This is a genomic window from Rhodobacteraceae bacterium M385, from assembly GCA_025141835.1.
Lineage (GTDB): Bacteria > Pseudomonadota > Alphaproteobacteria > Rhodobacterales > Rhodobacteraceae > Gymnodinialimonas.
Map to the genome: position 1 here is coordinate 2,140,446 of CP081102.1, position 22,813 is coordinate 2,163,258.

Here is a 22,813-nt window from a genome sequence, read left to right on the forward strand (position 1 = left end):
GGCTCCTTTGGTGCTGGAATAAAGATAGCCGCTCCGCAAGGATGCGCATATTAGGTCTATTCAAACGCCAAATGTGCGCAAAAGCACTTAGATCGCCTTTAGCCCAAAAACCTCGGTCCCTGAAATCGGCTTGTTCGCGTCCGCCAGTTGGAACCCGGTAATCAACCGCACCACCAGCCACACGAACCAGAACAGCCAAACCAGGAATCCGACGATAAAGAGCATCAGCACAAGCCCCACGACCATCATCAGCAATCCCCACCAAAACGTGGCGATCTGAAAGCTAAGATGCGTGTCCAGCGTTGCGTCCTTGCCGCGCTCTACATAGGCGTAGATCAGCCCCGCAAGGGCCGCGAGGGGGAAAACGACGCCCGCCCCATAGAGCACATAGATGATGATCGCCGATTGCAGCGGCTTCCCGTGACCGGGGGCGTTTATCGGCTTTTGCGGTGTGTCGGGGTCCATCATCTTACGCTCCATCCTTGGGGTGATCCAAGTTTGGCCGCGATACGGGCCGTGGGTCAACTGCCGGAATGCCCGCCCTTGGGCACGGCAGTATTATCACGGTAGAGCAGGAAGTGGTGGGTCGTGAGAGGCTCGAACTCCCGACCCAGAGGATTGCCAAAGCAATCCGCGTCGGTCGGGCCAACGTCATCGAGCTTGGGAGGCAGTATCTTGGTAGAGCGGGAAAGTGGTGGGTCGTGAGAGGCTCGAACTCCCGACATCTTCGGTGTAAACGAAGCGCTCTACCAACTGAGCTAACGACCCCACGGAGCGCGTGATAGCGTGAGGAATTGGCACGGGCAAGGGGCAATCTGGATCATTTCTGCGATGGAGCCTCTAATCGGTGCTCTGCCCCTTCATTTAAACAGTAAACGATCCCTTGATCGTGCCCGAGATCGGCCATTTCTTCACGTGATAGCTCCAAGATCAACCCGCGCAGCACCAAAGAGGTGATGCCGTGGGTAACGCAGATGGTGGGCTGATTCACTTGGTGCAGGCACTCAACCAACCGAGAACGCAGAGCTTCGTAGGTTTCGCCGCCGGGTGTATTGAGGGAGAGTTCAAACAAGTTCGGGTGGGTACGGGCCACAGGGTCTTCGGCCAGAAAGTCAGCACGCAGGCGGCCCTGCCAGTCGCCCATATGGACCTCGGCCAAGCGCGGCTCGGATTTGAAGGCTCTCGACGCCAGCCCCGCCGCCTCTGCCGCGATCGCCCATGTGGCTTGTGCGCGCCCAAGGGGGCTGACCCAGACCGGGATATCGGGGTGAAGCGGCAAGATATGATCCGCGATGATCCGCCCCTGCTGCGCGGCTTGGGCGCGGCCCAGTGCCGTCAGGGGCGCGTCCAGATGGCCTTGGCAGCGACCTTCGCGGTTCCACGTCGTCTCGCCATGGCGCAGGATATAGAGGGGGGGCAGATCACGCATCGTTTTGGGCTTTCTCGAAGCTTTCGGCCATCTCTGCCCGTTCCTCCGGCCCGCCAATCCACCGCCGAGGACCCGCGCCTTTGACGGCAATACGGTCATCGGGGTTATACAAGGGACACGCCGTCATCGACAGGCAGCCGCAGCCGATGCAGGCCCCCATCTGATCGCGCAGGCGCAAAAGCGTTTCAATCTGGTCGTCCAGGCGGTCTGCCCATTGGCTTGCGGCATTGGCCCAATCGGCGGCGCTGATCTTGCCCTTTGGCAAGCCGTCGAACAGGGCTTTGATCTCGGACAAGGGCACGCCGACCGATTGCGCGGTGCGGATGATCGCGACGCGGCGCAGCTCTTTACGCTCATAACGGCGGTGGTTGGCGCTGTTACGGGCCGAGCGGATTAGCCCTTCGGCTTCATAGAAATGCAGTGTGGACACGGCGACGCCTGCACGTTCAGCCATTTGGCCGACGCTGAGATCGGTGGAGATTTTTCCTGACATTAGCGCTTTACCTCAAGTGAGCTTGAGGTTGTAGCGTCTAGAAATCGCAACGATTCGCCAAGAGGTATTCCAATGACGATCCAAGTTAATCTGCCCCGTTCCACCGCCCACACGCGCCCCGGCCCTTCCCTTGCGAAAGCATGGCGAAAGTGGTGGCTGCGTGCTGCGCAACGCCAGCAAATGCGCCATTTGCGTGATGTGACGCTTGACCCACATATGGCCAAAGATCTGGGGATGCCGGTGCAAGAACCGCAGCGCCATGATCTTGGGCTGATGTAGAATGCACACCCGTAGCCACGTGGGCGCGGGCCACTTCGGCCCGCGGCCCCAATCTAGGCGGCTGAGGTCTCCGGACCTGCGGGCGGTTGCGTGCCGCGCGCCTGCCACCAGTTGAGCGCCAGCAAGATCACGATCAGCACCGCCCCCACGACTTCCACCGTGAAATCAGGCCAGAACAGCGCGATGACGCCGGGCACCAAGGCCACCCGCATCCATATCGGCATAGGGCCCCAAAGATACCCCTCCAGCGCCGCAGCAAATGCCGCAAGGCCAAGCACGGCAATCGCGCCGCTCCAGATCACGATGGGCAGCGGGCCGCCCATGATGATCTCAGGATTAAAGACCATGAACAGCGGGATCAGGTAGAGCCCCTTGGCGTATTTCCACGCCTGAAAGCTGGTCTCCATCGGTTTTGACCCGGCAATCGCCGCACCCGCAAAGCCCGCGAGCGCCACGGGGGGCGTCACGTTACTGTCCTGCGAGTACCAGAACACCACCAAATGCGCGATCAGGATCGGCATGCCGAATTGTTCGGTCAGGGCGGGGCCGACAAGGATAATCAACACGATGTAGGCCGCAGTCACCGGCAAACCCATGCCAAGGATCAAGCTGGCAAGCAGCACAAGGATCAGCGCCAAGACGATGTTGCCGCCGGAAAACGCGATCATCATGGCCGAGAATTTCAGGCCCAAGCCGGTCAGCCCCACAACCCCCACGACAATGCCCGCAACGGCGCAAGCCATGGACACGGCGACCGCGTTGCGCGCGCCAAGCTCCAACGCCTCCAGCGTCAGGGAAAAGCCCTTCCGGCACATGGCGGTGAAGCCCGCAATCGTCGGGCCAGAGGCCGCGAAGGTCCATAACGCGCGGGCCGAGGCGGCAGCGATGATCGACAGAATTGCGTAGAAGCCCACGCGCATGGGGGAATAGCCCGCTACCAACAGCGCGATCAACGCCACAAGGGGCAGCAGGAAATGCCAGCCTTCGGCAAGCACTTCTCGGGTTCGGGGCAGGTCCGCCACGGCTAGGCCCTTCATGCCCTGTTTGACCGCTGCGATATGGACCAACAGGTAAACCGTGCCGAAATACAAAACCGCCGGGAAGATCGAGACGAGGACGATGTCCACATAGGACACCCGCGTGAACTCGCTCATCAAGAAGGCCCCTGCCCCCATGAGCGGCGGCATGATCTGCCCCCCGGTGGAGGCCGCAGCCTCGATCCCGCCCGCTTGCGCCGGGCGATAGCCGAGCTTCTTCATCAGCGGAATGGTAAACGCGCCCGTGGTCACCACATTGGCAATGGCCGAGCCCGAGATAGAGCCCATGCCGGCCGAGGCGATCACGGCCGCTTTCGCCGGACCGCCCCGTTGCCGCCCAGTAGCGGCATAGGCCAGATCAATGAAAAACTTGCCCGCGCCGGTGACTTCCAAGAACGCGCCAAACAGCACGAAGATAAACACAAACGTCGCCGCAACACCCAAGGGGATGCCGAATATCCCCTCTGCGCCCAGGGTCATCTGACTGGAGAGACGCTCTAGCGAATAGCCGCGATGGTTAAGGATGCCCGGCAGCCAATCGGCCAGAAACGGCAGTTCCCCGCGGCGGCCCGCGAAGGCGTAGGCGATGAAACCCGCGCCGATGATCGTCATGCCAAGCCCCACGGCCCGGCGCGCGCCCTCGAGCACCACAACCATGGTCAGCACGCCGATCCAGACGTCGATGGTGCGCGGGAAAATCTGGTTCGCAATCGTGTCGATGTTCATCGGCACCCAAGCGCCCGCGACGATCCCGGCACAGATCAGTGCGCCGTCAATGATCCACCCCAACACGCCGCGCGGGCGGTCACGGCCAAAGGCCGGGTAGATCAGGAAACACAGAACAAGAATGAACCCAAGGTGAATGGGGCGCTGGAAAAACAGACCAAGGGGCTGCACCCCCGCCGCGTATAGTTGAAACAGCGAGAGGGCGATGCCGATAATGGCAATCACCCGCAGCATGAACGCCGGTTGCGGAGTGGCTTGGGTTGGGACTTCTGTATCTGTGACCATTAGTCAGCACTCCTTACCAAAGCGATCCGCACCCGCTCTCTCGGGGCAACAGCAGAGAGAGACACGATCGTATCGCCCACCCGCAACCGATGATCGACAGGACCCAGACCCGGACGCAGCACATAGGCGTCCCCTGGTACGGGCTCATCAATATCGAGAATGAAATATCCGCCCTGCCCGTCAGACACCTGTGTGCCTCGGCCAGGAATGTGGTCGAGCCCTGCGGCGAAATCCGGCAGATGCGAGTGCACAAGCACCATGCGTCCTTCGCGGTTTTCGTAGCAATCGGTGACCTCGAACCCTTCGACCGAATGATGCCAGAGTACGCACCATTCTGTCCCCTCGGGCACCGATAGCCGTGCTATTTCCCGACCATCCTCATGGGTGGCGACAAGGTCTTCGGCGGCACTGGGCCCGGCCACAAAAAGTAGGAGGAGGGCAAAAAGCCCCCCTCTCACAATTGTGTCACGCATCACTCGCGCAGACGGTCCGGCACATCCGCGCCGATTTCGTCATAGTAACGAAGGGCACCGGGGTGCAGCGGGATCGGCGTGGCCGACATGGTAAACTCAACCGTGGTTTCATTCGCTGCGGGGTGAACGGCCTGCAACTCGGCAATGTTTTCAAACATCGCTTGGGTCAGGGCATAGGCCAGATCGTCAGACATTTCGGACGATACGGTCAGGACGTTGGGAATACCCAGAACGGCCACATCGGCGTCCACACCGTTGTAGCTGCCGCCGGGCAACGTGGTGGTCGCAAAGGTGCTGTGTGCGCCCATGGAAGCGGCCAATTCATCCTCGGACAAGCTGAGGATCACGATATCCTGGGTCGTGGCCAGGTTGAGGATCGACGACGTCGGCGCCCCAACGGACCAGAAGCCCGCGTCAATATCGCCGTTTGCCAGTGCATCGGCGGTCTCATTGAAGTTCAGGCGCTGTTCGTCGATGTCATCGTAGGTGATGCCATTGGCCCCAAGGATCGCAGAAGCGTTCACTTCCGTACCGGAACCCGGCGCCCCGACGGAAACGCGCATGCCCGCCAGATCGGAAAGCGAGGTGATGCCACTGCCCTCAAGGGTCACGATGTGCACCATATTGGCGTAGAGCGAGGCGAGGCCGCGCACCATGGGCAGTTGCTGGCCGTCAAAGTTGCCGGTGCCGTTGTAGGCATGGGCGACAGTATCGGCCAAGGCGATCGCCAGATCGGCGTCACCGGTGGCGATCAGGCCCATATTCTCAACCGATGCGCCGGTGACTTCTGCGGTCGCAGAATAGCCGTCTACGTGGTTGTTGATGATTTCGGCCAGACCGCCGCCGACGGGGTAATACGTCCCGCCTGTGCCGCCTGTGGCGATGGACAGTTGGTCTTGAGCCACAGCAGGAGCTGCCAAGGTCATTGCGGCCAGCGCCGCCGTTCCAAGCAAGCCTGCGGGCTTGCTGAGCAAGTGATTGAACATAGTTTCCTCCCTATCGGGCGTGGTGCCCGTAACCCCGGTTTTGTCCGAAGTTTGAAGGACCATAGCAACCCTTCTAAGGAAAAAACAACGGCCTCATTTGCCAGGGCTTAAAACTGCCAGCACACTCGGGCGCCCCTATCAAACGCCTAAGAAATAGGCGAAAGTAGCGAAGACTTGAGGCCGGCTACGATGCCCGACGTGCCTTTGGCACAGGACCGAAGGTAGGGAATTGGTGGGTGATAAGAGATTTGAACTCCTGACATCTTCGATGTGAACGAAGCGCTCTACCACTGAGCTAATCACCCGACCTGCGCGGGCTTTTAGCTGTCCTCATCCACGTCTGCAAGGGGGGCCACGTCGCCTGCGGCGGGGTCTGCGGCGGCGCGTTTGAGCTTGACCGTCAGCATGTCGCCATTGGGCTTTTCCATGCGCTTCTTGACCATCAATTTACCCAAAGGCGGCACCACGACCTCATCGGAAGCGTCCATCGCTTTGCCAATTTCATCAAGCACCACGTCGAAGACCATCTTAACTTCGGACCGTTTCAGCGACACGCGCTTGGCCACCGCCTCGATCAGGTCGGGACGCTTTAGGCGATCATCGACCACGGGGGCGCTTGGGGTGGATACGTCCTCAACCACGGGCGCTGTCGCTTCTGCCACGGGTTCGGGCGTTGCGGGTGCTGTGGTTTTGGCCTCCGCCGTGGTGCCAAGCGCACTGGAGCGGCGCGGACCTGCGGAGGTGGATTTGCGTTTGCGCGTTGTTTTCGTCGCCATGGGTATGCCTCACATGTTGTCTCTGTGCTCAGGCCCATGGGGCTTGGCGCAGATTGTTTCTGTTCTAGAAACAGCATAGCGGAAGTAGGAGCATTGGAACACCCTAGCCCATAGATAAAGGTTAAGACGTGGCTTCCTGCAACCGGAAACGGCGCCGATCCCACCTTGGCCAGCCGATCAGCTCGGACATGGTAACGAACCGATAGCCGCGCCCAATGATGCCGTCCAAGGCCTGTGGCATCGCCCTGACCGTGGCGCGATGAATGTCGTGGGCCAGGATCACCGCGCCGCTGTGGCAATTGCCCACGATCCGCTGCGCCACGATGCTAGAGCCGGGACGCTGCCAATCCAACGGATCAACCGACCACAATACCGTCGGCATGCCACGCTGATGATATAGCAGCAGCCTTTGGCGCGCATAAAGGTTCCCGTAAGGGGGCCGCATCGTGACGGGTGACCGCCCAACCGCGTCAAAGACCGCGCGGCTGGTACGATCAATCTGAGACAGCAAAGCGGCATCGGAATAGCCGTGCAAATTGGGGTGGGACCAAGTGTGGTTGCCGATCTCATGGCCCTCATCCACCATCCGTTGAAGGATTTGCGGGTGACGCTCTGCGTTGCGCCCAATCACATAGAATGTCGCCCGAATGCCACGGGCGGCCAACATATCCAGCAATTGCGGCGTGAGGCTGGGGTGCGGGCCATCGTCAAAGGTCATCGCCACCAAGGGCTGAGCCGAGGGGATGCGGATCACCGTCGCGGCCTGCCCCTGGGTGATCGGACCGCGCCCGGCAAAAGTTAACGGCAGACCCTGCGCCTTGAGGGGGCTTGCAAAGAACGGCGCAAATAGGCCCGCCGTAGCCCCTTTAATCAATTTTCTTCGTTCAATATTATATACCACGACTGGGTTCCTAAATAAGGGCAATCGGTGGTGCGAATCATGGGGGTAGTCGCGAATCTAAATCAACGAATCACCCATACTCGAAGGGAAGAACGCAGCTTAAGCGTTGTCGAGAAGCCACAAAGCCCTGTTTTGGGGCTGAATTTCGTGACCTTTTGGCCACTTACGCCGAATTCAAGCGACACGCCTTGGCCAAAATCAGCGCCGCGTTGATCCTGTCGGCAATTTTCTGCCAAAATGCCTGTCGAGCGCGGCGCTGCAACGTTGCGTGACCTAGTCTGTTTTTATTCCTTGGGGGAATACCATGAAAAAAGCTCTTATCGCCGCTGCTGCGGTTGCCGTTCTTTCGACCTCTGCCAATGCCAGCGGCTATGTGCCTGCGGTTCCACAGGAAGTTGTGGTTGTGGACACGGCGTCGTCCAACCAAGGCATCTTTGTTCCTGCCTTCGCGTTGGTGTTGTTCATTCTGGCAACGCATCACTAATTTCGCATCGGCGCAACGCTCCGCCGTTCGCGTCTGACATGAAAAGGCCCGCACCCTAGAAAGGATGCGGGCCTTTTTATTTCAACACCTTAGAGTGTGGGGCTCAGGCAGCACCTTAGTGGTGCGCGGCAGCCCCTTCGCCCCCGCGTGCAATGGCTGCGGCCGCGGCGGCGGCTTCTTCCGCGGCCTCATCCCACTCAATTGCCTCCGGGACAGAGGTCAGCGCATGGGCCAGAACCTCGGACACATGGGTGACGGGGATGATGTTCAGCCCCTCTTTCACGTTGTCGGGGATCTCGGCCAAGTCCTTCTCATTCTCTTGCGGAATGAGAACCGTGGTGATCCCGCCGCGCAACGCCGCCAACAGCTTTTCCTTCAAGCCGCCGATGGGCATCGCATTGCCGCGCAAGGAAACCTCGCCCGTCATGGCGATATCGCGCTTCACCGGAATGCCCGTCAGGACTGACACGATGGAAGTCACCATTGCCAGACCGGCACTTGGCCCGTCTTTGGGCGTCGCACCATCGGGGACGTGGACGTGGATATCCATCCGGTCGAACTTCGGCGGCTTCACCCCGATTTCCGGCGCGATGGAGCGCACATAACTGGCGGCCGCGTCGATGGATTCCTTCATCACATCGCCAAGCTTACCGGTCGTTTTCATCCGTCCCTTACCGGGCAGCTTCAACGCCTCGATATGCAGCAGATCGCCACCCACGCTTGTGTAGGCAAGGCCCGTGACAACCCCTACAGCATCGGCATCCTCGGCCAAACCGTAGCGATATTTCTTCACGCCAAGGAAATCACCGAGATTTTCGGGGGTTACAACAACTTCTTCAACCTCTTTGCGCACGATCTTGGTCACGGCCTTCCGCGCCAGTTTGCCGATTTCCCGCTCCAGATTCCGCACGCCCGCTTCGCGGGTATAGGTCCGGATCATCTCTTGCAGGGCCTCGGGCTCCAGCGTGAATTCATTGGCCTTCAACCCGTGGTTTTTCACCTGCTTGGCAATGAGGTGGCGGTTGGCGATTTCCGCCTTCTCGTCCTCGGTGTAGCCAGCCAGCGGGATGATCTCCATCCGGTCCAGAAGCGGGCCCGGCATGTTGTAGGAGTTCGCCGTGGTCAGGAACATCACGTTCGAGAGGTCATATTCCACCTCTAGATAGTGATCGACGAAGGTGCCGTTTTGTTCAGGATCAAGAACCTCAAGCATGGCCGACGCCGGATCACCCCGGAAATCCTGCCCCATCTTGTCGATTTCATCCAACAAGATCAGCGGGTTCGTGGTTTTCGCCTTCTTCAGCGCCTGAATGATCTTACCGGGCATGGAGCCGATATACGTCCGACGATGACCGCGGATTTCAGATTCATCGCGCACCCCACCCAGAGAAATCCGAATGAACTCGCGCCCCGTGGCCTTGGCCACCGATTTCCCAAGCGAGGTCTTCCCCACACCCGGAGGGCCGACGAGGCACATGATTGGCCCCTTCAGCTTCTTGGAGCGTTGTTGCACCGCCAGATATTCAACGATGCGCTCTTTGACCTTTTCCAGACCGTAGTGATCGTCGTCCAAGATGGTTTCAGCCTTGGCCAAGTCCTTCTTAACACGAGACTTTACGCCCCATGGGATGGACAACATCCAATCCAGATAGTTGCGCACAACCGTGGCTTCCGCGCTCATGGGGGACATGTTCTTAAGCTTCTTCAGCTCGGCGTCCGCCTTTTCGCGTGCTTCTTTGCTCAGCTTGGTGTTGGCGATCCGCTCGGACAGCTCGGCCACTTCGCCTTCACCCTCTTCGCCATCGCCCAACTCGCGCTGGATCGCCTTCATCTGTTCGTTCAGATAATATTCGCGCTGGGTCCGCTCCATCTGGGATTTCACGCGGGTCTTGATCTTCTTCTCGACCTGCAACACGGACATTTCGCCCTGCATCAAGCCATAGACTTTTTCCAGCCGCGCGGCGACTTCGAGGGTTTCCAGAAGGTCCTGCTTTTGGTCCACCTCAATGCCCAAGTGCCCTGAGACCAGATCGGCCAGCTTGGCCGGATCGTGAGCTTCGGAAACGCTGGCAAGTGCCTCTTCCGGCACGTTTTTCTTGACCTTGGCGTATTTCTCAAACTCTTCCCCAACGGAACGGGTCAGGGCCGCGATCGCGTCCAGATCACCGGTGGATTCCGACAGTTCCGTGGCAATCGCCTCAAAGAATGGGTCGGTGTTGGTGAATTCTTCGATGCGCACACGGCGGCGGCCTTCGACCAGCACTTTTACGGTGCCGTCGGGCAGTTTCAGCAGCTGCAACACATTGGCCAGCACGCCGTTCTCATAAATATCGTCCGCGCCGGGATCATCCTCGGCCGGGTCACGTTGCGACGACAGCAGGATTTGCTTGTCGTCCTGCATCACTTCCTCCAACGCACGCACGGATTTTTCGCGGCCCACGAAGAGCGGCACAACCATGTGCGGGAACACGACGATGTCGCGCAGGGGAAGGACGGGATAGATCGTTTGTTCGGACATATTGCCTACTTCCTTGGTCTTAGGCCGAGGGATATGGCCCCGCTTCGCGGCAGCCTAGCCCCCTCCATCTTCAGGATTTCTTAACGTGGGGCGCGCAGAATGCAATTTCAAGCAAACGCGCGGTGCAAAAGTTAGGAAATACTGTGCACCCGCAACCTGGGCTGCACAACCGAGATTTGGAGGTTTGCGTTGGGTAAAGCGCAAAATATTGGGGATATTCGGTTAGGAAGGCGTTTCATCGAAGGGGCTGAAATCTGGCTGAACCACCAACCTCGTTGGATCGGGGTGCAACCGCTGCACCGGGATACCGATCAGGTCGCTTAGGGTCTGCGAATATCGCTGTATCACCGGGTCCCCCTCCAAGCCGTGCGCAATCATCCGGGGCTTCTTACCGGCAGCGCGAAGCCAAAGCTGTTCGCCCTTATGGGTCTTGTAGTTGGCTTTCCCGATCTCGCCCGTGGACAGGCGCTTGGCGAAAATGCCCGCCCGAAGGCCCTCGGCGGGATAGGTGCGGGAACCAAAAGCACCGACGGTGCGGACATAATGCGGAGTAATGATGAGCCAGACACCAAGGGCGCTCCATAACACACCAATCACGGCCCAGAACAACAGCGCGACAATCACCGCGATGGCGAGGAAAATCAGGTCGAACACCCCTTCCCGCGCGGCCAGGTAAAGGATCATCACCCCAAAGGTCGCGATACCGCCAAGAACCGCGCTGACCAAAAGCGCGATGCCGAGGTTCATTTTTCCATTGAAAACTACACGTTCGGTCATGGCCGCTCCAATCGAGACTGGCGGTCATTGTGCATTTTGCGCGTCGACTTGGATAGCTGCGGAAAACCCGCGGCTCTGACACCTTACAGAACCGCGATATCGCCCTGCGCACGCTCTGCGTGAAAACGCGCCTCAAACCCGGCGAAATCATCGGCGGCGATGGCGTCCCGCATCTCGGCCATAAGCTGTTGATAGTAATGCAGATTGTGCCACGTCAGCAGCATCCCCGAGATCATTTCCTGGCTGCGGAAAACGTGGTGCAGATAGGCACGGGAATAATTGGCGCAGGCGGGGCATGTGCAGTTTTCATCCAGCGGGCGCGGGTCATCGGCGTGACGCGCGTTCTTGATGTTAACCTGTCCGCGCCGTGTCCAAGCCTGCCCCGTACGGCCAGAGCGGGACGGCAGTACGCAGTCCATCATATCAATGCCACGCTTCACCGCGCCGACGATATCGTCGGGCTTGCCCACGCCCATCAGATAGCGCGGCTTGTCGGTGGGAAGTTGATCCGGCGCGAAATCGAGACAGCCGAACATGGCCTCCTGCCCCTCGCCCACGGCCAGGCCGCCGACGGCATAGCCATCAAACTCGATCTCGCGGAGCGCCTTGGCGGATTCTTCGCGCAGGTCTTGCTCCAGCCCGCCTTGCTGAATGCCAAACAGCGCATAGCCGGGACGGTCGCCGAACGCCTCTTTCGAGCGCGCGGCCCACCGCATGGACAGACGCATGGAATCCTCCAGCGCCCTGCGATCCGCAGGCAACGCCGGGCATTCGTCGAAGCACATGACGATATCGCTGCCCAGAAGCTTCTGAATTTCCATAGAGCGTTCGGGCGACAGCAGGTGTTTCGACCCGTCGATATGGCTGCGGAAGGTCACGCCCTCCTCGGTCAGTTTGCGCAGGTCGGCCAGCGACATCACCTGAAACCCGCCCGAGTCCGTCAGGATCGGTTTGTCCCAGTTCATGAATTTATGCAGCCCGCCAAGGTTAGCAATCCGCTCAGCGGTCGGGCGCAACATCAGGTGATAGGTGTTGCCGAGCAAAATATCCGCCCCCGTCGCCGCAACGCTTTCGGGCATCATCGCCTTCACCGTCGCCGCCGTACCCACGGGCATGAAGGCGGGCGTGCGAATGTCGCCGCGCGGGGTGGAGATGACGCCCGTACGGGCCTTGCCCGAGGTCGCGTTGAGGCTGAAAGAGAAGCGTTTTGTCATACCGCCAGCCCATAGCGGCGCGGCGCGAGAATTGCAAAGGGGCGCCTATGCCCGGTAGCGCCCCCTACCCGCTTTATTTGCGTTTGCGGCCCGCCGATGCGCGACGAAGCCCAAGTGCGGACAACACCCGCCGCCGATGCGCACGGCGTCGATCCACACGTTGCGCCACTTGCAATTGTGCAAATTGGTCTCTCTCTTCGATGATTCCCGTTCGGGGGCGTTCGGGGATATGAATTCTGCGTATAATCTCATGCATGGCTTGTTTCCCTCTGTGATTAAGCCATAATTGCCACGAAGCACCGCGCTGATGCGACAGGCAGGATCGTGGGTCGCTTTTCATTTTTGCAAAGGATGGTGGTGATGTGGGATGATTTGGCGCTTTTCTCTGCCGTTGCCCGCCACGGCAGTTTAACCGCCGCAGCCGCGCAAACCGGAACCAGCGCCGCAACCTTGAGCCGCCGCATGAAGGCGCTGGAAGCCGCAATGGAAAGGCCGCTCTTTTTACACGGGCGCGATGGCTATGCCCTCTCGTCCGAGGGGCGGGAACTGCTCCAAAAGACCGAACGTATGGAGGCCGCCGCCGCCGACATCGAGGTTTGGCGTAGCGCGCAACCCGGCAAACGCCGCGTCAGGATTTCCGCTGGCACTTGGACATCCGAGTTTTTGGCCAGTGGGTTCAATGACATCTGGCAACCCAGTTTCGATTGGGTGCCGGAGTTCTTGTCGGGCGAGACCTTCTTCGACATTGCCCGCCGACAGATTGATATCGGCATTCGCAACCGCCGCCCGGATCAGCCTTGGCTGGCGGGGCGACAGACGGGGACGGTGGCTTTTGCCGCCTACGGGCTCGACGCCGGCATCACCGGCTGGATCGGCGCAGGCGGTGACCGGGCCGCGACCCCTACTGCGCGTTGGCTGGAGGCCAATCACTCAAACGATATCGTCACCCGCGCCAATGACGCCACGCTGGCCGTGGCGATGGCAAAGCAAGGCGTTGGGCGGGTGATCTTGCCGCTTTTTATCGGCGCGACCTTGGCCCCTATGGTGCAACTCGGCCCCCCCATCGCAGAGCTAACCCACGAGCAATGGCTGGTCTGCCATCACGAGGGACGCCACGACCCGCCCGTGCGCCACGCCTTGACCGCGCTGGCCGGATTCCTGACTTCCGCCACCCGTGGCATAGCGTCCTGACGCCAAGAGAACGCAGTTTCGGGCGAGATCGGCGCTCTGCCTCCCTTTACGCCCTCCTCCCCAATCCTTATATCTTTGCTCAGATATGAACCGGGAATGACCATGACCGAACAGACACCACAGATGGAAGGCGCACCACTGATCGCGCCCTCGTCCACCGACCACCCCCTTTACGATACGATCGTGGAGGCGTGTCGTTCCGTATATGACCCTGAAATTCCAGTGAATATTTTCGATCTTGGGTTGATCTACACGATCGACATCGGGGCCGAGAACGAGGTGTCTATCACCATGTCCCTCACCGCACCGGGGTGTCCGGTGGCTGGCGAAATGCCCGGTTGGGTCGCCGACGCGGTAGAGCCGTTGGACGGCGTGAAGCAGGTTGACGTGCAACTCACCTGGGAGCCGCCCTGGGGCATGGACATGATGTCCGACGAAGCCCGCCTTGAACTGGGCTTTATGTAAGCACGGCCACCCTGCCCTGACGCGTTCTGCGACGGTGTAAAGGCAGGCTTTCCTTACGTAGCCTAGTGGTTTCCCTTGCTTGTCCCCAAGGCCCGGTCCTGCCATCCTTCCTGAAGGGGAATATTTTGGAAGGGGACGGCGTATCTTGCGCTGTCATCGGGGTGCTGGCTTAGGTCTGCACCCTGAGGAAACAGGATCATACACAACAAATGGCAGCCTATACATTTGCCGCATTATTTCTTGCCCATGTGATCGCGGATTACGTGCTGCAAACCACTTGGATGGTCGTAAACAAGAAACGTCCCATCGCCATGGCCGCCCATATCGGGCTGGTGCTGGGGACGATGTGTTTGACCACACTGACATTGAACCCGTGGTTTCTGGCCCTTGCGGCGCTGCATCTATGGATCGACATTGTGAAGACCTATGCGATGCCCGAAGGCTTGGGGGCCTATGTGGCCGATCAAGTGTTGCACGTCGCCTCGATCGCGGGAATCGCTCTGTTGGCGCCGCAGATATGGCCGATGAGCCCCTTGGCAGAGGTCGAGGTGGTTCATATTCCACTATATTACATGATTATCGGCGGCGTCGTCTTTGCCGCCCGCGGCGGGCAGTATGCCGTGGCGATGCTGATGGCCGGGCGCGGGCCCGGATCGGGCCATGGGGTCTTGTTGGGATGGGTTGAGCGTGCGGCGCTATGTGTCGTGCTCATCGGCGGATGGCAGATCTGGCCCCTGCTTCTAACCGCGGTGATCGCGGTAAAGGGACTCTACCTCGGGATCAGCTTTGCGGGCCGTGACAATGGCGCAAGGTACCGTCTGCTATTGGGCACTGCGGTCAGCCTCGCGTGGGGATTGGCGGTGGCGGTGCCCATGGCATTGGCGATGCCGATGATGCATTGATGTCCGAGCGTTCCACTCAGGCTTGAGAAAGCGCCGCGTGAGGCCTACATTAGAGGTCAAGCAGTCACAGGAAAGCCAAGCCCATGTTCGGTATCCCCGGGAAACAGGCCGTCACCATGACGGATAAAGCCGCCAAGCAGATCGCCAAGCTGATGCAGCAAGGTGGCACGCAGGGCTTGCGCATTGGCGTCAAGAAGGGCGGCTGCGCGGGCATGGAATACACCATGGAATACGTGTCCGAGATTGATCCGCTCGATGAAGTGGTGGAACAAGACGACGCCCGTGTAATGATCGCGCCGATGGCGCAGATGTTTTTGTTTGGCACCGAGATTGATTACGAAGTGTCGCTGCTGGAGGCCTCGTTCCAGTTCCGCAATCCGAATGTGACGGACGCCTGCGGTTGCGGTGAGTCGATCAAGTTCAAGGACATGGACGAGTTGCAGGCCGAGAGCGCATCTTCGTGAGCACTTGGTCATGAGCGCGTCGGCATGAGCGTTTCAGAAGAAGAGATCGCCCACGCGCTGGAGCTTTTCGACGGGCTCGGAGGGCTAAGCACCCGCAAGATGATGGGTGGTTTGTGCATCTACCATGAAGGCACGATTTTTGCGCTGTTAATGTCCGACGGTCAGTTGCACCTCAAGGGCGCAGGTGAGTTTCGCGACGTGTTGGAGGCCGAAGGTTGCACCCGCTGGACCTACGAGCGCGAAGGGGCAAAGCGAAAGCCTACAGCCATGCCCTATTGGACGATGCCTGAGGCGGCTTTGGACGACCCGGAAGAAGCGGTCGCATGGGCACGGCGGGCTTTGGCGTATCTGTAGCGGTTCGGTGTGACGTGTGGGGCTCACGCCTGAACGTGCTTTCGATGCCCCCCAAACGCACCCTCCATTGGGGGCCAGCCCCCAAACGCACCCTTCATTGGGGGCCAGCCCCCAAACGCACCCTTCATTGGGGGCCAGCCCCCAAACGCACCCTTCATTGGGGGCCAGCCCCCAAACGCTTCCTTCATTGGGGGCCAGCCCCCAAACGCTTCCTTCATTGGGGGCCAGCCCCCAAACCCCCGGAGTTGTACAGCCAAGATGAAGGAGGAGCCGCGCGTGTGGGGCGGGGTTAGGAGGCGTCTTGCAGGTGGGTGTAGGTTTCCTGATAGCGTTTTGAGAGGTGATCGCCTGCGGTGATTGGCGGCGCGCCGATCGGGGCGACGTTTGTGTCAAAGGCAGGATTGAAGAACAAGGGGATCGAGATGCGTTCCCGGGCGCCGCCGATCACTCGGTGAGGGGTGGCGCGGATTTGGCCGCCTTCGGGCAGGTTGGCTGTCCACATCTCGAGCATTTCACCGAAGTTGATGATGAAGGTGCCCGGCGCGGCCTGCACCGGCACCCAAGTGCCGTCGCGCAGTTGCACTTCCAGGCCCGGTTGACCATCGGTGGCAAGAAGCGTGAGACAGCCGTAATCGGTGTGGGCAGCGATACCGAAGTCTTTATCTCCGGCCCAGGTGGGGCGTTCAGGGTAGTAGTTGCCGCGCAAGAGCGCCATGGGTTTGGTGAACTTATCGGCGAAGAAGTTCGGGTCAGCGCCAATGGCCGCAGAGATGCCTTGCAGCAGTTCCAGCGATATGGCGCGGGCTTTGGTGAAGTAGCGCTCCACCGTGGCTTGGAACGCGGGCGGCGCGGAGGGCCATTGGTTCGGCGCATAGACAGGTAGGCGCGCGAAGGGATCATCCTTGGGCAACTCAACGCCGCAATCGAAGACCTCTTTATAGTCTGGGTTGGCATTGGGATCGACTTGTTCGGACCCTGCCCCGCCCCACCCGCGGTTGGAGCCGGTGACATTCATGTTCACCGCTTGCTTGGTCGCGGCGCTGCCTTTGAAGAAGGCGCGGTAGGCGGCGATAGTGTCTTCCACGTCGGCGGCACTTAGCGCGGTGTTGTGGAGGGTCAGGAAGCCCACCTCCTCGGCGCCTTGTTTGGTGGCCGCCAACGCCGTGGGATCACCGGCGACAAGGGCTTGGGCGTCAATATGCGGGATCATCAGAGACCTCCTGTCGGGTTGACTTCTGCGCCGTGGCTGCCACGACATGTGCAACATAACTTTGGAGATGGCGATGGCACGGAAATTGGCAGCTGGCAATTGGAAGATGAACGGGGTTGAGGCGGATTTGAGCGAGGTTGACGCCTTGGCGGACGCCGTAGAGGCGGCCACATGCGAGGTTCTGCTGTGCCCACCGGCCACGCTGATCGCGCCCATGGTGGCGCGGGCGGGGTTGATGGACCTCTATGTGGGAGGCCAGACCTGCCACACGGCAAGCGCGGGGGCGCACACTGGCGATATCTCGGCCAAGATGCTGGCGGACGCGGGGGCGAGCCATGTGATCCTGGGCCATTCCGAGCGGCGCGCGGACCACGGGGAAAGCAGCGTTGATGTGGCCTTGCAGGTCGCCGCAGCGATTGAGGCGGGGCTGATCGCCATCGTCTGCGTTGGAGAGACCGAAGAAGAACGCGACGCGGGCGTTACCTTGCAAGTGGTCGCGGCGCAGGTGGCAGGCTCGATCCCCACGGGCGCCAAGCCCGAGCAGATCGTTGTCGCCTACGAGCCCGTTTGGGCCATCGGCACCGGGCGCACGCCAACGTTGGAGCAGATTGCAGAGGTTCATGATCATATCCGGTCCGAGCTGGCTGCCCGCCGGGGTGGCGCGGCGCAAGATATCCCGCTGCTTTATGGAGGCTCGGTCAAGCCCGGCAATGCGGCCGAGATCTTTGCCGTATCCAACGTCGATGGCGCGTTGGTCGGGGGCGCGTCCCTGAAAGCGGCGGATTTTGGCGGCATCATCGCCGCACTGTCGGCAGCGTAAGCGGCCAAAGAAAGGGGCCGCCCGCAAGGTTGCGCGGGCGGCCCTTACTCTGTCGTAGAAACTATTGCGCAGGAACGTAGCGTTCCGTCGCGATGCGGATGATGCCCTGATAATTGTCGGAATACTGGCGCACAGCCAACAAGTAGCGTCCAGCCTGAACCCGCGCCGTGATCTGGCTGTTGAGCGATCCGCCATGGTCATCGTTATAGGCGATTTCTTGACCCAGATCGTTGAACAGCAGGATGACCGGGTCACTGTCGGTCACTTCTACTGCGTCAATCACCACCGCACCTTGTTCCGTCACTTCGAACGAGAACCATGTTGCCTGACGGCCCGCAATCTGGGCGTCCCGCACGGAGCGGCCCGGAAGCACGCCCAGATCGGTGATCGGGTACGATCCATCCATCGGTGGGGCCGCTTCGCCGGTGTCGTAAAGCTCGGCCAAAGCCGCGGCCGCGTCATAGCCCACCACGGAAACCGTCACCGGAATATCGGGGTTCGACAGCGCCCGCATCCCGATGCAATAGGTGCCCGCCGCCAAAGGAGAGGTGAAATCAATCCGGCTGTTGAGCGATTGGTAATCATCGTTCTCGGCCAAAAGCGTGCCGTTGCCGTCGAAGATATAGATGTAGGGATCAGCCGAGGGGTTCTCGGCCCGGATCGACAGCGCCTGAGGGCTATCGAGGGTGAAGCGGTAGTAAGGCACGCCCGTGATCGTGTTGACCGCAGAAGCGCCGCCTTCAAACAATTGGCCATCAAGGGCCCCATTGCCCAAAAGCGTGGCCTCTGTTTCCGATGTGCAGGCATCGACGCCCACGAAGTAGCCGCCCGTGCCGCCGCCGAAGAAGCCGCCATTCAGGCCGGTGGTGATCGTCTCATGCTCAAGCCGACCCACGCGCATATCCGTCGTCAGACCGCCGCCTGCATAGCCGCGTGTGGTAAGGCAGTAGTTGCCCGGCTCCAACGCCGTTTCCGCCCGCGACGCCCAACCGCCGCCGCTGTCATCGTCAAATACCACCAATGCGCCGGCTTCGTCATAAAGCTCGATCACGCTATCGCCGCCATCGGTTGGCTGCGCCTCAACCCGCACGTCCAAGGCTTCGGAGGTAGAGAAATAGCCGACCGTGTTGCCTTCCAGCGCAATCGGCAGACCTGACAGGGTCAAGGGGCCGTCAGCGGTGGCAATATCGGATGCGTCCGGCGTGCCGCCCATCCATTGGCCATCAACCCCGAAACCGCCACAGGTCAGGTCCTGCGCAGAGGCGGCCCCGGCGGTCAGGCCCACAATGGCCGTAGTGGCGAGAGCGGAAAACGTAAATTTCATTAAGGTATCCTCCAAACGTGCGACCGCGGTGTGTGGCGCGGCGGCTCCTTCATTGGGAATATGCACGTCCTGCCGATGTTTTCCAATGAAGGGTTTCGGAATTCGTACGGGGAAAGTTCCGTGATTGCCGACGCTTGTCCGGTTTCCTCTGCCCTCTGGCCAGCCCGCACGGCGCCTGCCATAGATATTGCCATGCGCCATCGCTCTGCCTCTGACCGTGATCCGATTGCCCGCGCCACTGCCGCGTTGGCCGCGACGCCTTTGGACGGGGCGATGCCCCTTGACCGCCCGCGCGCCACCCGGCCCCGGCGCGCGGTTTGGATCGTTGCGTTTTTGACCCTGCTTATTGTCGGCGTCATCCTCGCCGCACAGCCCCGGATTGAACGTCTGTACCTGCGCCAAGCCGGGGCCGAGGATGCCGCGACGCTAAGACTGGCAACCGAAGTTCTGCGCGGCGCATTGGAGCGGACTCAAGCCCTGCCCGCGCTGATCGCGGACCGTCCGATCTTGCCGCAACTGCTGGCGGAACCTGATAATGAAGGGATCGTCCCCTTTGCCAATGAACTGCTGCGCCAGTCTGCCCTGTCGCTGGATGTGTCGGATATCTACGTGCTCGACACCGAAGGGCGCACGATTGCCGCGTCGAACTATCGGACCGAGCATTCCTTTGTGGGCCAGAGCTTCGCCTACCGCCCGTATTTTATCGACGCGATGGGGGCCGGGTTGGGGCGGTTTCACGGCTTGGGGACCACATCGGGACAACGGGGGTATTACTTCGCCTCTCCGGTGATCGAGGATACTCGGATCATTGGCGTGGTGGTGGTGAAGATCCGCCTCGATGAGTTTGAGGAAACATGGGCTGCCTCTGACGCCTCGATCATGGTGCGTGACGTCAATAGCGTGGTGTTTCTATCGGATCGAGAGCCGTGGCGGTTTCGACGGACGGGGTTGATTGCCCATTGGGTCTTGGATGAAATCGCGCGCACCAGGCAGTATCCAATTGCGCTGCTGACACCTCTGGAGATGGTGGTTTCCCCCCTTGATCCCGACCTTGGGTTTGGTCTGGAATTGGCCACTGTGGGAGGCGAAAGCTACGTCAGCCAGACGGCATTGGTGGCAGCGGCAAGCTGGCGTGTGTCGATCCTGACGCCCACGGGTCCGGCAACGCAAAGGGCGTGGACGGCGGTTTTGTTGCTGGTGCTGGTGGCGGTGATTGTCGGCCTCGTGTCGGCGGCGATATTTGCCCGCCGCGCCCGGTTGATCGAGCGCTTAGCAGCCGAACGATCGCTCGCGACTTTGCTAGAGGCACGGGTGGCCGAGCGCACCACCGAATTGAAGGCCGAGATTGAGGAGCGCCGCGCCACGGAGGCTCGGCTACGAAAGACACAAGCCGAGTTGGTGCAGGCAGGAAAACTGGCGGCCTTGGGGCAGATGTCGGCCGCGCTCAGCCATGAGTTCAACCAGCCTTTGTCGGCGATAAAGTCTTACGCAGAAAACGCCCGCGCCTTTCTGGACCGAGAGCGCCCGGAGGACGCCCGTGGCAATATTGAGCGGATCAGCGGCCTCACGGACCGTATGGCTGCGATCTCCAAACACCTGCGTAATTTCGCCCGCCGCCCCGGAGAGAAGACCGGCCCCGTACCGTTGAAGCCAGTGATACACGACGCGTTAGAGTTGATGGCCGCGCGCCTGCGGGGGGCGCAGGTGATCTATGATCCGCCCGAGGATGATATCTGGGTACGCGGCGGGCGCGTGCGTTTGCAACAAGTGGTTGTGAACCTTCTGGGCAACGCGATGGATGCGATGGCGCGCCTTGATACGCCAAAGATCGAAATCACACTGACCGGGGGAGAGCGGCCCGAGATTTCCGTGCGCGATTTCGGGCCCGGTCTATCCCCAGAAGCGTTAGAGCAGGCGTTTGACCCCTTCTTCACCACCAAGGAACCGGGTCAGGGCCTTGGGCTTGGGCTGTCGATCTCGTTCAATATTATTGGTGATTTTGGCGGAAGGCTCTCGGCACAGAACCACCCAGAGGGTGGCGCGGTGTTTCGGATGACCCTAGAAGCTGTGCCACCTGCAACCAAGGAGATTGCCGCGCAATGATCGACGCCCCGGTCCTTTTTGTCGATGACGAACCCGATCTGCGCATCGCCGGAGAGCAGACCCTGTCGCTGGCCGATATACCGGTGATCCCCTGCCCGACGGCGGCAGAGGCACTGGCACATATCTCGGAAGACTTTCCGGGAATTTTGGTAACGGACATTCGGATGCCCGGGATGGACGGCACGGCCCTGATGGCCGAGGCGCTGGTCCGAGACCCGGACCTTCCGGTGATTTTGGTCACGGGTCACGGCGACGTGGGACTGGCGGTTCAAAGTATGCGCCAGGGCGCCTATGATTTCCTGGAAAAACCCTATGATCCCGCACGCTTGGTGGAGACGATCCAAAGGGCGCTGGATAAGCGGCGCTTGACGATGGAAGTGCGGGCCTTGAAGGCGCAATCCTCGGGCGCGGCAGGTACAGATCCCATCGCGGCCATGTTAAACGGCCGCTCCACAGCCATGGCGCAGCTGCGCGCGCAACTTAGGGCCGTGGCCGAGACCGACGCCGATGCGTTGATCGAGGGGGCGACGGGCACCGGAAAAGAAGTGGCCGCAAGGGCTTTGCACGCGGCGTCCAAGCGGGCAGCCCGGCCCTTTGTAGCAGTGAACTGCGCCGCCCTGCCCGATACAATGATTGAAAGCGAGCTTTTCGGTCATACCCCCGGGGCCTTTGCCGGGGCCACGCGGGAGCGGTACGGAAAGTTTGAACATGCCCGTGGGGGTACGCTATTCCTTGACCAGATCGACAGCATTCCGCTCGCTCTGCAAGGCAAACTGCTGACGGCGCTGCAAGACCGGGCGATTACGCCGCTTGGCTCGAACGAACCTGTGGCGCTTGACCTGAGGGTCGTGGCCGCGTCACGCCGAAACCTAGCAAAGGCCGCCAGTGAGGGTACGTTTCGCGACGACCTGTTGTACCGGCTGAACGTGGTGACCCTACGCATGCCGCCGCTGGCTGAACGGCGCGAGGACATCCCGCCCCTGTTCCAGATCCTGATGGCCGAAGCCTCTACCCGCCATAGCAGACCGGTCCCGCCGATCTCGCCCGAGGCCTTGGCAGAACTGGCCACCAAGGCCTGGCCCGGCAATATCAGAGAACTGCGCAACGAGGCCGAACGGGCGGTGCTTGGTTTTGGCCTGCAAGGCGATCCCAACAACACCGGTCGGCTGGCCGACCAAATGGCCGCCCACGAACGCAGCCTGATCGCGGCTACGCTCAGCGCGCAAAACGGCTCCATCAAGGCGACGTATGAGGCGCTGGGGATCAGCCGCAAAGCGCTCTACGAGAAGATGCAAAAGCACGGGCTGGATCGGTCTGACTTCCGCCCTGCCCCAGACGCCCAAAACCCTTGAAAGGGTTTTGCTCAGAGCCTTGCAAGGCTCTGGTAAATTCCTTGCAAGGAATTTTCTTACGCCTCGATGGGTGGATTTCCACCCAAGCGAAAGGCGGCAATGGGTAGAAATCCACCCAAAGCAGCAAGAAATCTGGCGGTTTTTGCGCAAACTGGGTAGATGCACGGTTGTTGCCTTGGGGGTTTGGCCACACCAAACATGCAAGCGATCGGGGCGGGAGCTCGGTCGCAGGTATCTTAGGGAGACTACC

General features: G+C 60.6%; 24 protein-coding genes and 2 tRNA genes. 10 read left to right on the forward strand and 16 right to left on the reverse strand.

The genetic code is table 11. From position 1 onward, the window contains the following. Positions 1–87: 87 nt before the first annotated feature. The 5 genes from K3728_10470 to soxR form a co-directional block, all read right to left on the reverse strand. On the reverse strand, positions 88–468 hold the full coding sequence (locus K3728_10470; protein ID UWQ94163.1) for a hypothetical protein: 381 nt from the start codon (positions 466–468) through the stop codon (positions 88–90). A gap of 53 nt (positions 469–521) precedes the next feature. Beyond that, the gene (locus tag K3728_10475) at positions 522–725 is read right to left on the reverse strand and encodes a hypothetical protein (GenBank protein ID UWQ94164.1); all 204 of its coding nucleotides are present in this window, start codon (positions 723–725) and stop codon (positions 522–524) included. Beyond that, positions 693–768, reverse strand: a tRNA-Val gene (locus K3728_10480). The genes K3728_10475 and K3728_10480 overlap by 33 nt, the downstream gene beginning before the upstream one ends. A 52-nt stretch (positions 769–820) precedes the next feature. Beyond that, positions 821–1,429: a histidine phosphatase family protein gene (locus K3728_10485; protein UWQ94165.1), complete on the reverse strand. Its 609-nt coding sequence runs from the start codon at positions 1,427–1,429 to the stop codon at positions 821–823. Further along, positions 1,422–1,883: a redox-sensitive transcriptional activator SoxR gene (gene soxR / locus K3728_10490; GenBank protein ID UWQ97514.1), complete on the reverse strand. Its 462-nt coding sequence runs from the start codon at positions 1,881–1,883 to the stop codon at positions 1,422–1,424. Before soxR ends, K3728_10485 begins: the two co-directional genes overlap by 8 nt. A gap of 111 nt (positions 1,884–1,994) precedes the next feature. On the opposite strand from soxR, the gene K3728_10495 reads away from it, so the two are divergent. Further along, positions 1,995–2,201 carry a hypothetical protein gene (locus tag K3728_10495; GenBank protein ID UWQ94166.1) on the forward strand — a complete coding sequence of 69 codons (207 nt, stop codon included), beginning with the start codon at positions 1,995–1,997 and terminating at the stop codon, positions 2,199–2,201. A 53-nt stretch (positions 2,202–2,254) separates the two neighbouring features. On the opposite strand, the gene K3728_10500 is transcribed toward K3728_10495, so the two are convergent. The 6 genes from K3728_10500 to K3728_10525 form a co-directional block, all read right to left on the reverse strand. Continuing rightward, positions 2,255–4,249 (reverse strand): TRAP transporter fused permease subunit, encoded by a 1,995-nt coding sequence (locus K3728_10500; GenBank protein UWQ94167.1) that lies wholly within the window; start codon positions 4,247–4,249, stop codon positions 2,255–2,257. Then, on the reverse strand, positions 4,249–4,707 hold the full coding sequence (locus K3728_10505; protein ID UWQ97515.1) for a DUF1850 domain-containing protein: 459 nt from the start codon (positions 4,705–4,707) through the stop codon (positions 4,249–4,251). The genes K3728_10500 and K3728_10505 overlap by 1 nt, the downstream gene beginning before the upstream one ends. 14 nt (positions 4,708–4,721) lie before the next feature. Beyond that, entirely contained in the window at positions 4,722–5,708 is a 987-nt protein-coding gene (locus K3728_10510) for a TAXI family TRAP transporter solute-binding subunit (protein ID UWQ97516.1), read from the reverse strand. A gap of 230 nt (positions 5,709–5,938) precedes the next feature. Then, positions 5,939–6,013, reverse strand: a tRNA-Val gene (locus K3728_10515). A gap of 15 nt (positions 6,014–6,028) precedes the next feature. Continuing rightward, positions 6,029–6,484, reverse strand: a complete 456-nt coding sequence (locus K3728_10520) for an HU family DNA-binding protein (protein ID UWQ94168.1) — start codon at positions 6,482–6,484, stop codon at positions 6,029–6,031. A gap of 121 nt (positions 6,485–6,605) precedes the next feature. Continuing rightward, a complete protein-coding gene (locus K3728_10525; protein ID UWQ97517.1) occupies positions 6,606–7,373 on the reverse strand; it encodes a polysaccharide deacetylase family protein in 768 nt (255 codons plus the stop codon). Between the two features lie 316 nt (positions 7,374–7,689). Between K3728_10525 and K3728_10530 the strand changes: the two genes are divergently transcribed. Further along, a complete protein-coding gene (locus K3728_10530) occupies positions 7,690–7,869 on the forward strand; it encodes a hypothetical protein (protein ID UWQ94169.1) in 180 nt (59 codons plus the stop codon). A gap of 115 nt (positions 7,870–7,984) precedes the next feature. On the opposite strand, the gene lon is transcribed toward K3728_10530, so the two are convergent. The 3 genes from lon to tgt form a co-directional block, all read right to left on the reverse strand. Then, positions 7,985–10,387: an endopeptidase La gene (gene lon, locus K3728_10535; GenBank protein ID UWQ94170.1), complete on the reverse strand. Its 2,403-nt coding sequence runs from the start codon at positions 10,385–10,387 to the stop codon at positions 7,985–7,987. 222 nt (positions 10,388–10,609) lie between these two features. Continuing rightward, the gene (locus tag K3728_10540; protein ID UWQ94171.1) at positions 10,610–11,164 is read right to left on the reverse strand and encodes a hypothetical protein; all 555 of its coding nucleotides are present in this window, start codon (positions 11,162–11,164) and stop codon (positions 10,610–10,612) included. 83 nt (positions 11,165–11,247) lie between these two features. Continuing rightward, positions 11,248–12,378 (reverse strand): tRNA guanosine(34) transglycosylase Tgt, encoded by a 1,131-nt coding sequence (gene tgt / locus K3728_10545; protein UWQ94172.1) that lies wholly within the window; start codon positions 12,376–12,378, stop codon positions 11,248–11,250. Between the two features lie 360 nt (positions 12,379–12,738). On the opposite strand from tgt, the gene K3728_10550 reads away from it, so the two are divergent. The 5 genes from K3728_10550 (at position 12,739) to K3728_10570 (ending at position 15,754) form a co-directional block, all read left to right on the forward strand. Next, positions 12,739–13,569: a LysR family transcriptional regulator gene (locus tag K3728_10550; GenBank protein UWQ94173.1), complete on the forward strand. Its 831-nt coding sequence runs from the start codon at positions 12,739–12,741 to the stop codon at positions 13,567–13,569. Between the two features lie 102 nt (positions 13,570–13,671). Continuing rightward, positions 13,672–14,034 (forward strand): SUF system Fe-S cluster assembly protein, encoded by a 363-nt coding sequence (locus K3728_10555; protein UWQ94174.1) that lies wholly within the window; start codon positions 13,672–13,674, stop codon positions 14,032–14,034. Positions 14,035–14,243: 209 nt separating this feature from the next. Then, the gene (locus K3728_10560) at positions 14,244–14,936 is read left to right on the forward strand and encodes a DUF3307 domain-containing protein (GenBank protein ID UWQ94175.1); all 693 of its coding nucleotides are present in this window, start codon (positions 14,244–14,246) and stop codon (positions 14,934–14,936) included. Positions 14,937–15,019: 83 nt separating this feature from the next. Then, positions 15,020–15,400 (forward strand): iron-sulfur cluster assembly accessory protein, encoded by a 381-nt coding sequence (locus K3728_10565; protein ID UWQ94176.1) that lies wholly within the window; start codon positions 15,020–15,022, stop codon positions 15,398–15,400. Positions 15,401–15,424: 24 nt separating this feature from the next. Further along, on the forward strand, positions 15,425–15,754 hold the full coding sequence (locus K3728_10570) for a TfoX/Sxy family protein (protein ID UWQ94177.1): 330 nt from the start codon (positions 15,425–15,427) through the stop codon (positions 15,752–15,754). 289 nt (positions 15,755–16,043) lie between these two features. On the opposite strand, the gene K3728_10575 is transcribed toward K3728_10570, so the two are convergent. Next, complete coding sequence (locus K3728_10575) at positions 16,044–16,964, reverse strand: isopenicillin N synthase family oxygenase (GenBank protein ID UWQ94178.1); 921 nt, start codon at positions 16,962–16,964, stop codon at positions 16,044–16,046. A 73-nt stretch (positions 16,965–17,037) separates the two neighbouring features. Here K3728_10575 and tpiA point away from each other — a divergent pair, with 73 nt between their 5' ends. Beyond that, entirely contained in the window at positions 17,038–17,784 is a 747-nt protein-coding gene (gene tpiA, locus K3728_10580; GenBank protein UWQ94179.1) for a triose-phosphate isomerase, read from the forward strand. Between the two features lie 61 nt (positions 17,785–17,845). On the opposite strand, the gene K3728_10585 is transcribed toward tpiA, so the two are convergent. After that, positions 17,846–19,108: a PPC domain-containing protein gene (locus K3728_10585; GenBank protein ID UWQ94180.1), complete on the reverse strand. Its 1,263-nt coding sequence runs from the start codon at positions 19,106–19,108 to the stop codon at positions 17,846–17,848. Positions 19,109–19,381: 273 nt separating this feature from the next. On the opposite strand from K3728_10585, the gene K3728_10590 reads away from it, so the two are divergent. Further along, the gene (locus K3728_10590) at positions 19,382–21,211 is read left to right on the forward strand and encodes a sensor histidine kinase (protein UWQ97518.1); all 1,830 of its coding nucleotides are present in this window, start codon (positions 19,382–19,384) and stop codon (positions 21,209–21,211) included. Next, entirely contained in the window at positions 21,208–22,563 is a 1,356-nt protein-coding gene (locus K3728_10595; GenBank protein ID UWQ94181.1) for a sigma-54 dependent transcriptional regulator, read from the forward strand. The genes K3728_10590 and K3728_10595 overlap by 4 nt, the downstream gene beginning before the upstream one ends. The last annotated feature ends 250 nt before the right edge of the window (positions 22,564–22,813 follow it).

Coding starts and splice junctions, on each gene's coding strand:
- K3728_10595 (UWQ94181.1), top strand. CDS start 21,208: ATGATCGACGCCCCGGTCCTTTTTGTCGATGACGAACCCGATCTGCGC.
- K3728_10540 (UWQ94171.1), bottom strand. CDS start 11,164: ATGACCGAACGTGTAGTTTTCAATGGAAAAATGAACCTCGGCATCGCG.
- K3728_10560 (UWQ94175.1), top strand. CDS start 14,244: ATGGCAGCCTATACATTTGCCGCATTATTTCTTGCCCATGTGATCGCG.
- K3728_10510 (UWQ97516.1), bottom strand. CDS start 5,708: ATGTTCAATCACTTGCTCAGCAAGCCCGCAGGCTTGCTTGGAACGGCG.
- K3728_10565 (UWQ94176.1), top strand. CDS start 15,020: ATGTTCGGTATCCCCGGGAAACAGGCCGTCACCATGACGGATAAAGCC.
- K3728_10500 (UWQ94167.1), bottom strand. CDS start 4,249: ATGGTCACAGATACAGAAGTCCCAACCCAAGCCACTCCGCAACCGGCG.
- soxR (UWQ97514.1), bottom strand. CDS start 1,883: ATGGCTGAACGTGCAGGCGTCGCCGTGTCCACACTGCATTTCTATGAA.
- K3728_10585 (UWQ94180.1), bottom strand. CDS start 19,108: ATGAAATTTACGTTTTCCGCTCTCGCCACTACGGCCATTGTGGGCCTG.
- K3728_10555 (UWQ94174.1), top strand. CDS start 13,672: ATGACCGAACAGACACCACAGATGGAAGGCGCACCACTGATCGCGCCC.
- K3728_10485 (UWQ94165.1), bottom strand. CDS start 1,429: ATGCGTGATCTGCCCCCCCTCTATATCCTGCGCCATGGCGAGACGACG.
- tpiA (UWQ94179.1), top strand. CDS start 17,038: ATGGCACGGAAATTGGCAGCTGGCAATTGGAAGATGAACGGGGTTGAG.
- K3728_10590 (UWQ97518.1), top strand. CDS start 19,382: ATGCCCCTTGACCGCCCGCGCGCCACCCGGCCCCGGCGCGCGGTTTGG.
- K3728_10475 (UWQ94164.1), bottom strand. CDS start 725: ATGTCGGGAGTTCGAGCCTCTCACGACCCACCACTTTCCCGCTCTACC.
- K3728_10520 (UWQ94168.1), bottom strand. CDS start 6,484: ATGGCGACGAAAACAACGCGCAAACGCAAATCCACCTCCGCAGGTCCG.
- K3728_10570 (UWQ94177.1), top strand. CDS start 15,425: ATGAGCGTTTCAGAAGAAGAGATCGCCCACGCGCTGGAGCTTTTCGAC.
- lon (UWQ94170.1), bottom strand. CDS start 10,387: ATGTCCGAACAAACGATCTATCCCGTCCTTCCCCTGCGCGACATCGTC.
- tgt (UWQ94172.1), bottom strand. CDS start 12,378: ATGACAAAACGCTTCTCTTTCAGCCTCAACGCGACCTCGGGCAAGGCC.
- K3728_10495 (UWQ94166.1), top strand. CDS start 1,995: ATGACGATCCAAGTTAATCTGCCCCGTTCCACCGCCCACACGCGCCCC.
- K3728_10530 (UWQ94169.1), top strand. CDS start 7,690: ATGAAAAAAGCTCTTATCGCCGCTGCTGCGGTTGCCGTTCTTTCGACC.
- K3728_10575 (UWQ94178.1), bottom strand. CDS start 16,964: ATGATCCCGCATATTGACGCCCAAGCCCTTGTCGCCGGTGATCCCACG.
- K3728_10550 (UWQ94173.1), top strand. CDS start 12,739: ATGTGGGATGATTTGGCGCTTTTCTCTGCCGTTGCCCGCCACGGCAGT.
- K3728_10470 (UWQ94163.1), bottom strand. CDS start 468: ATGATGGACCCCGACACACCGCAAAAGCCGATAAACGCCCCCGGTCAC.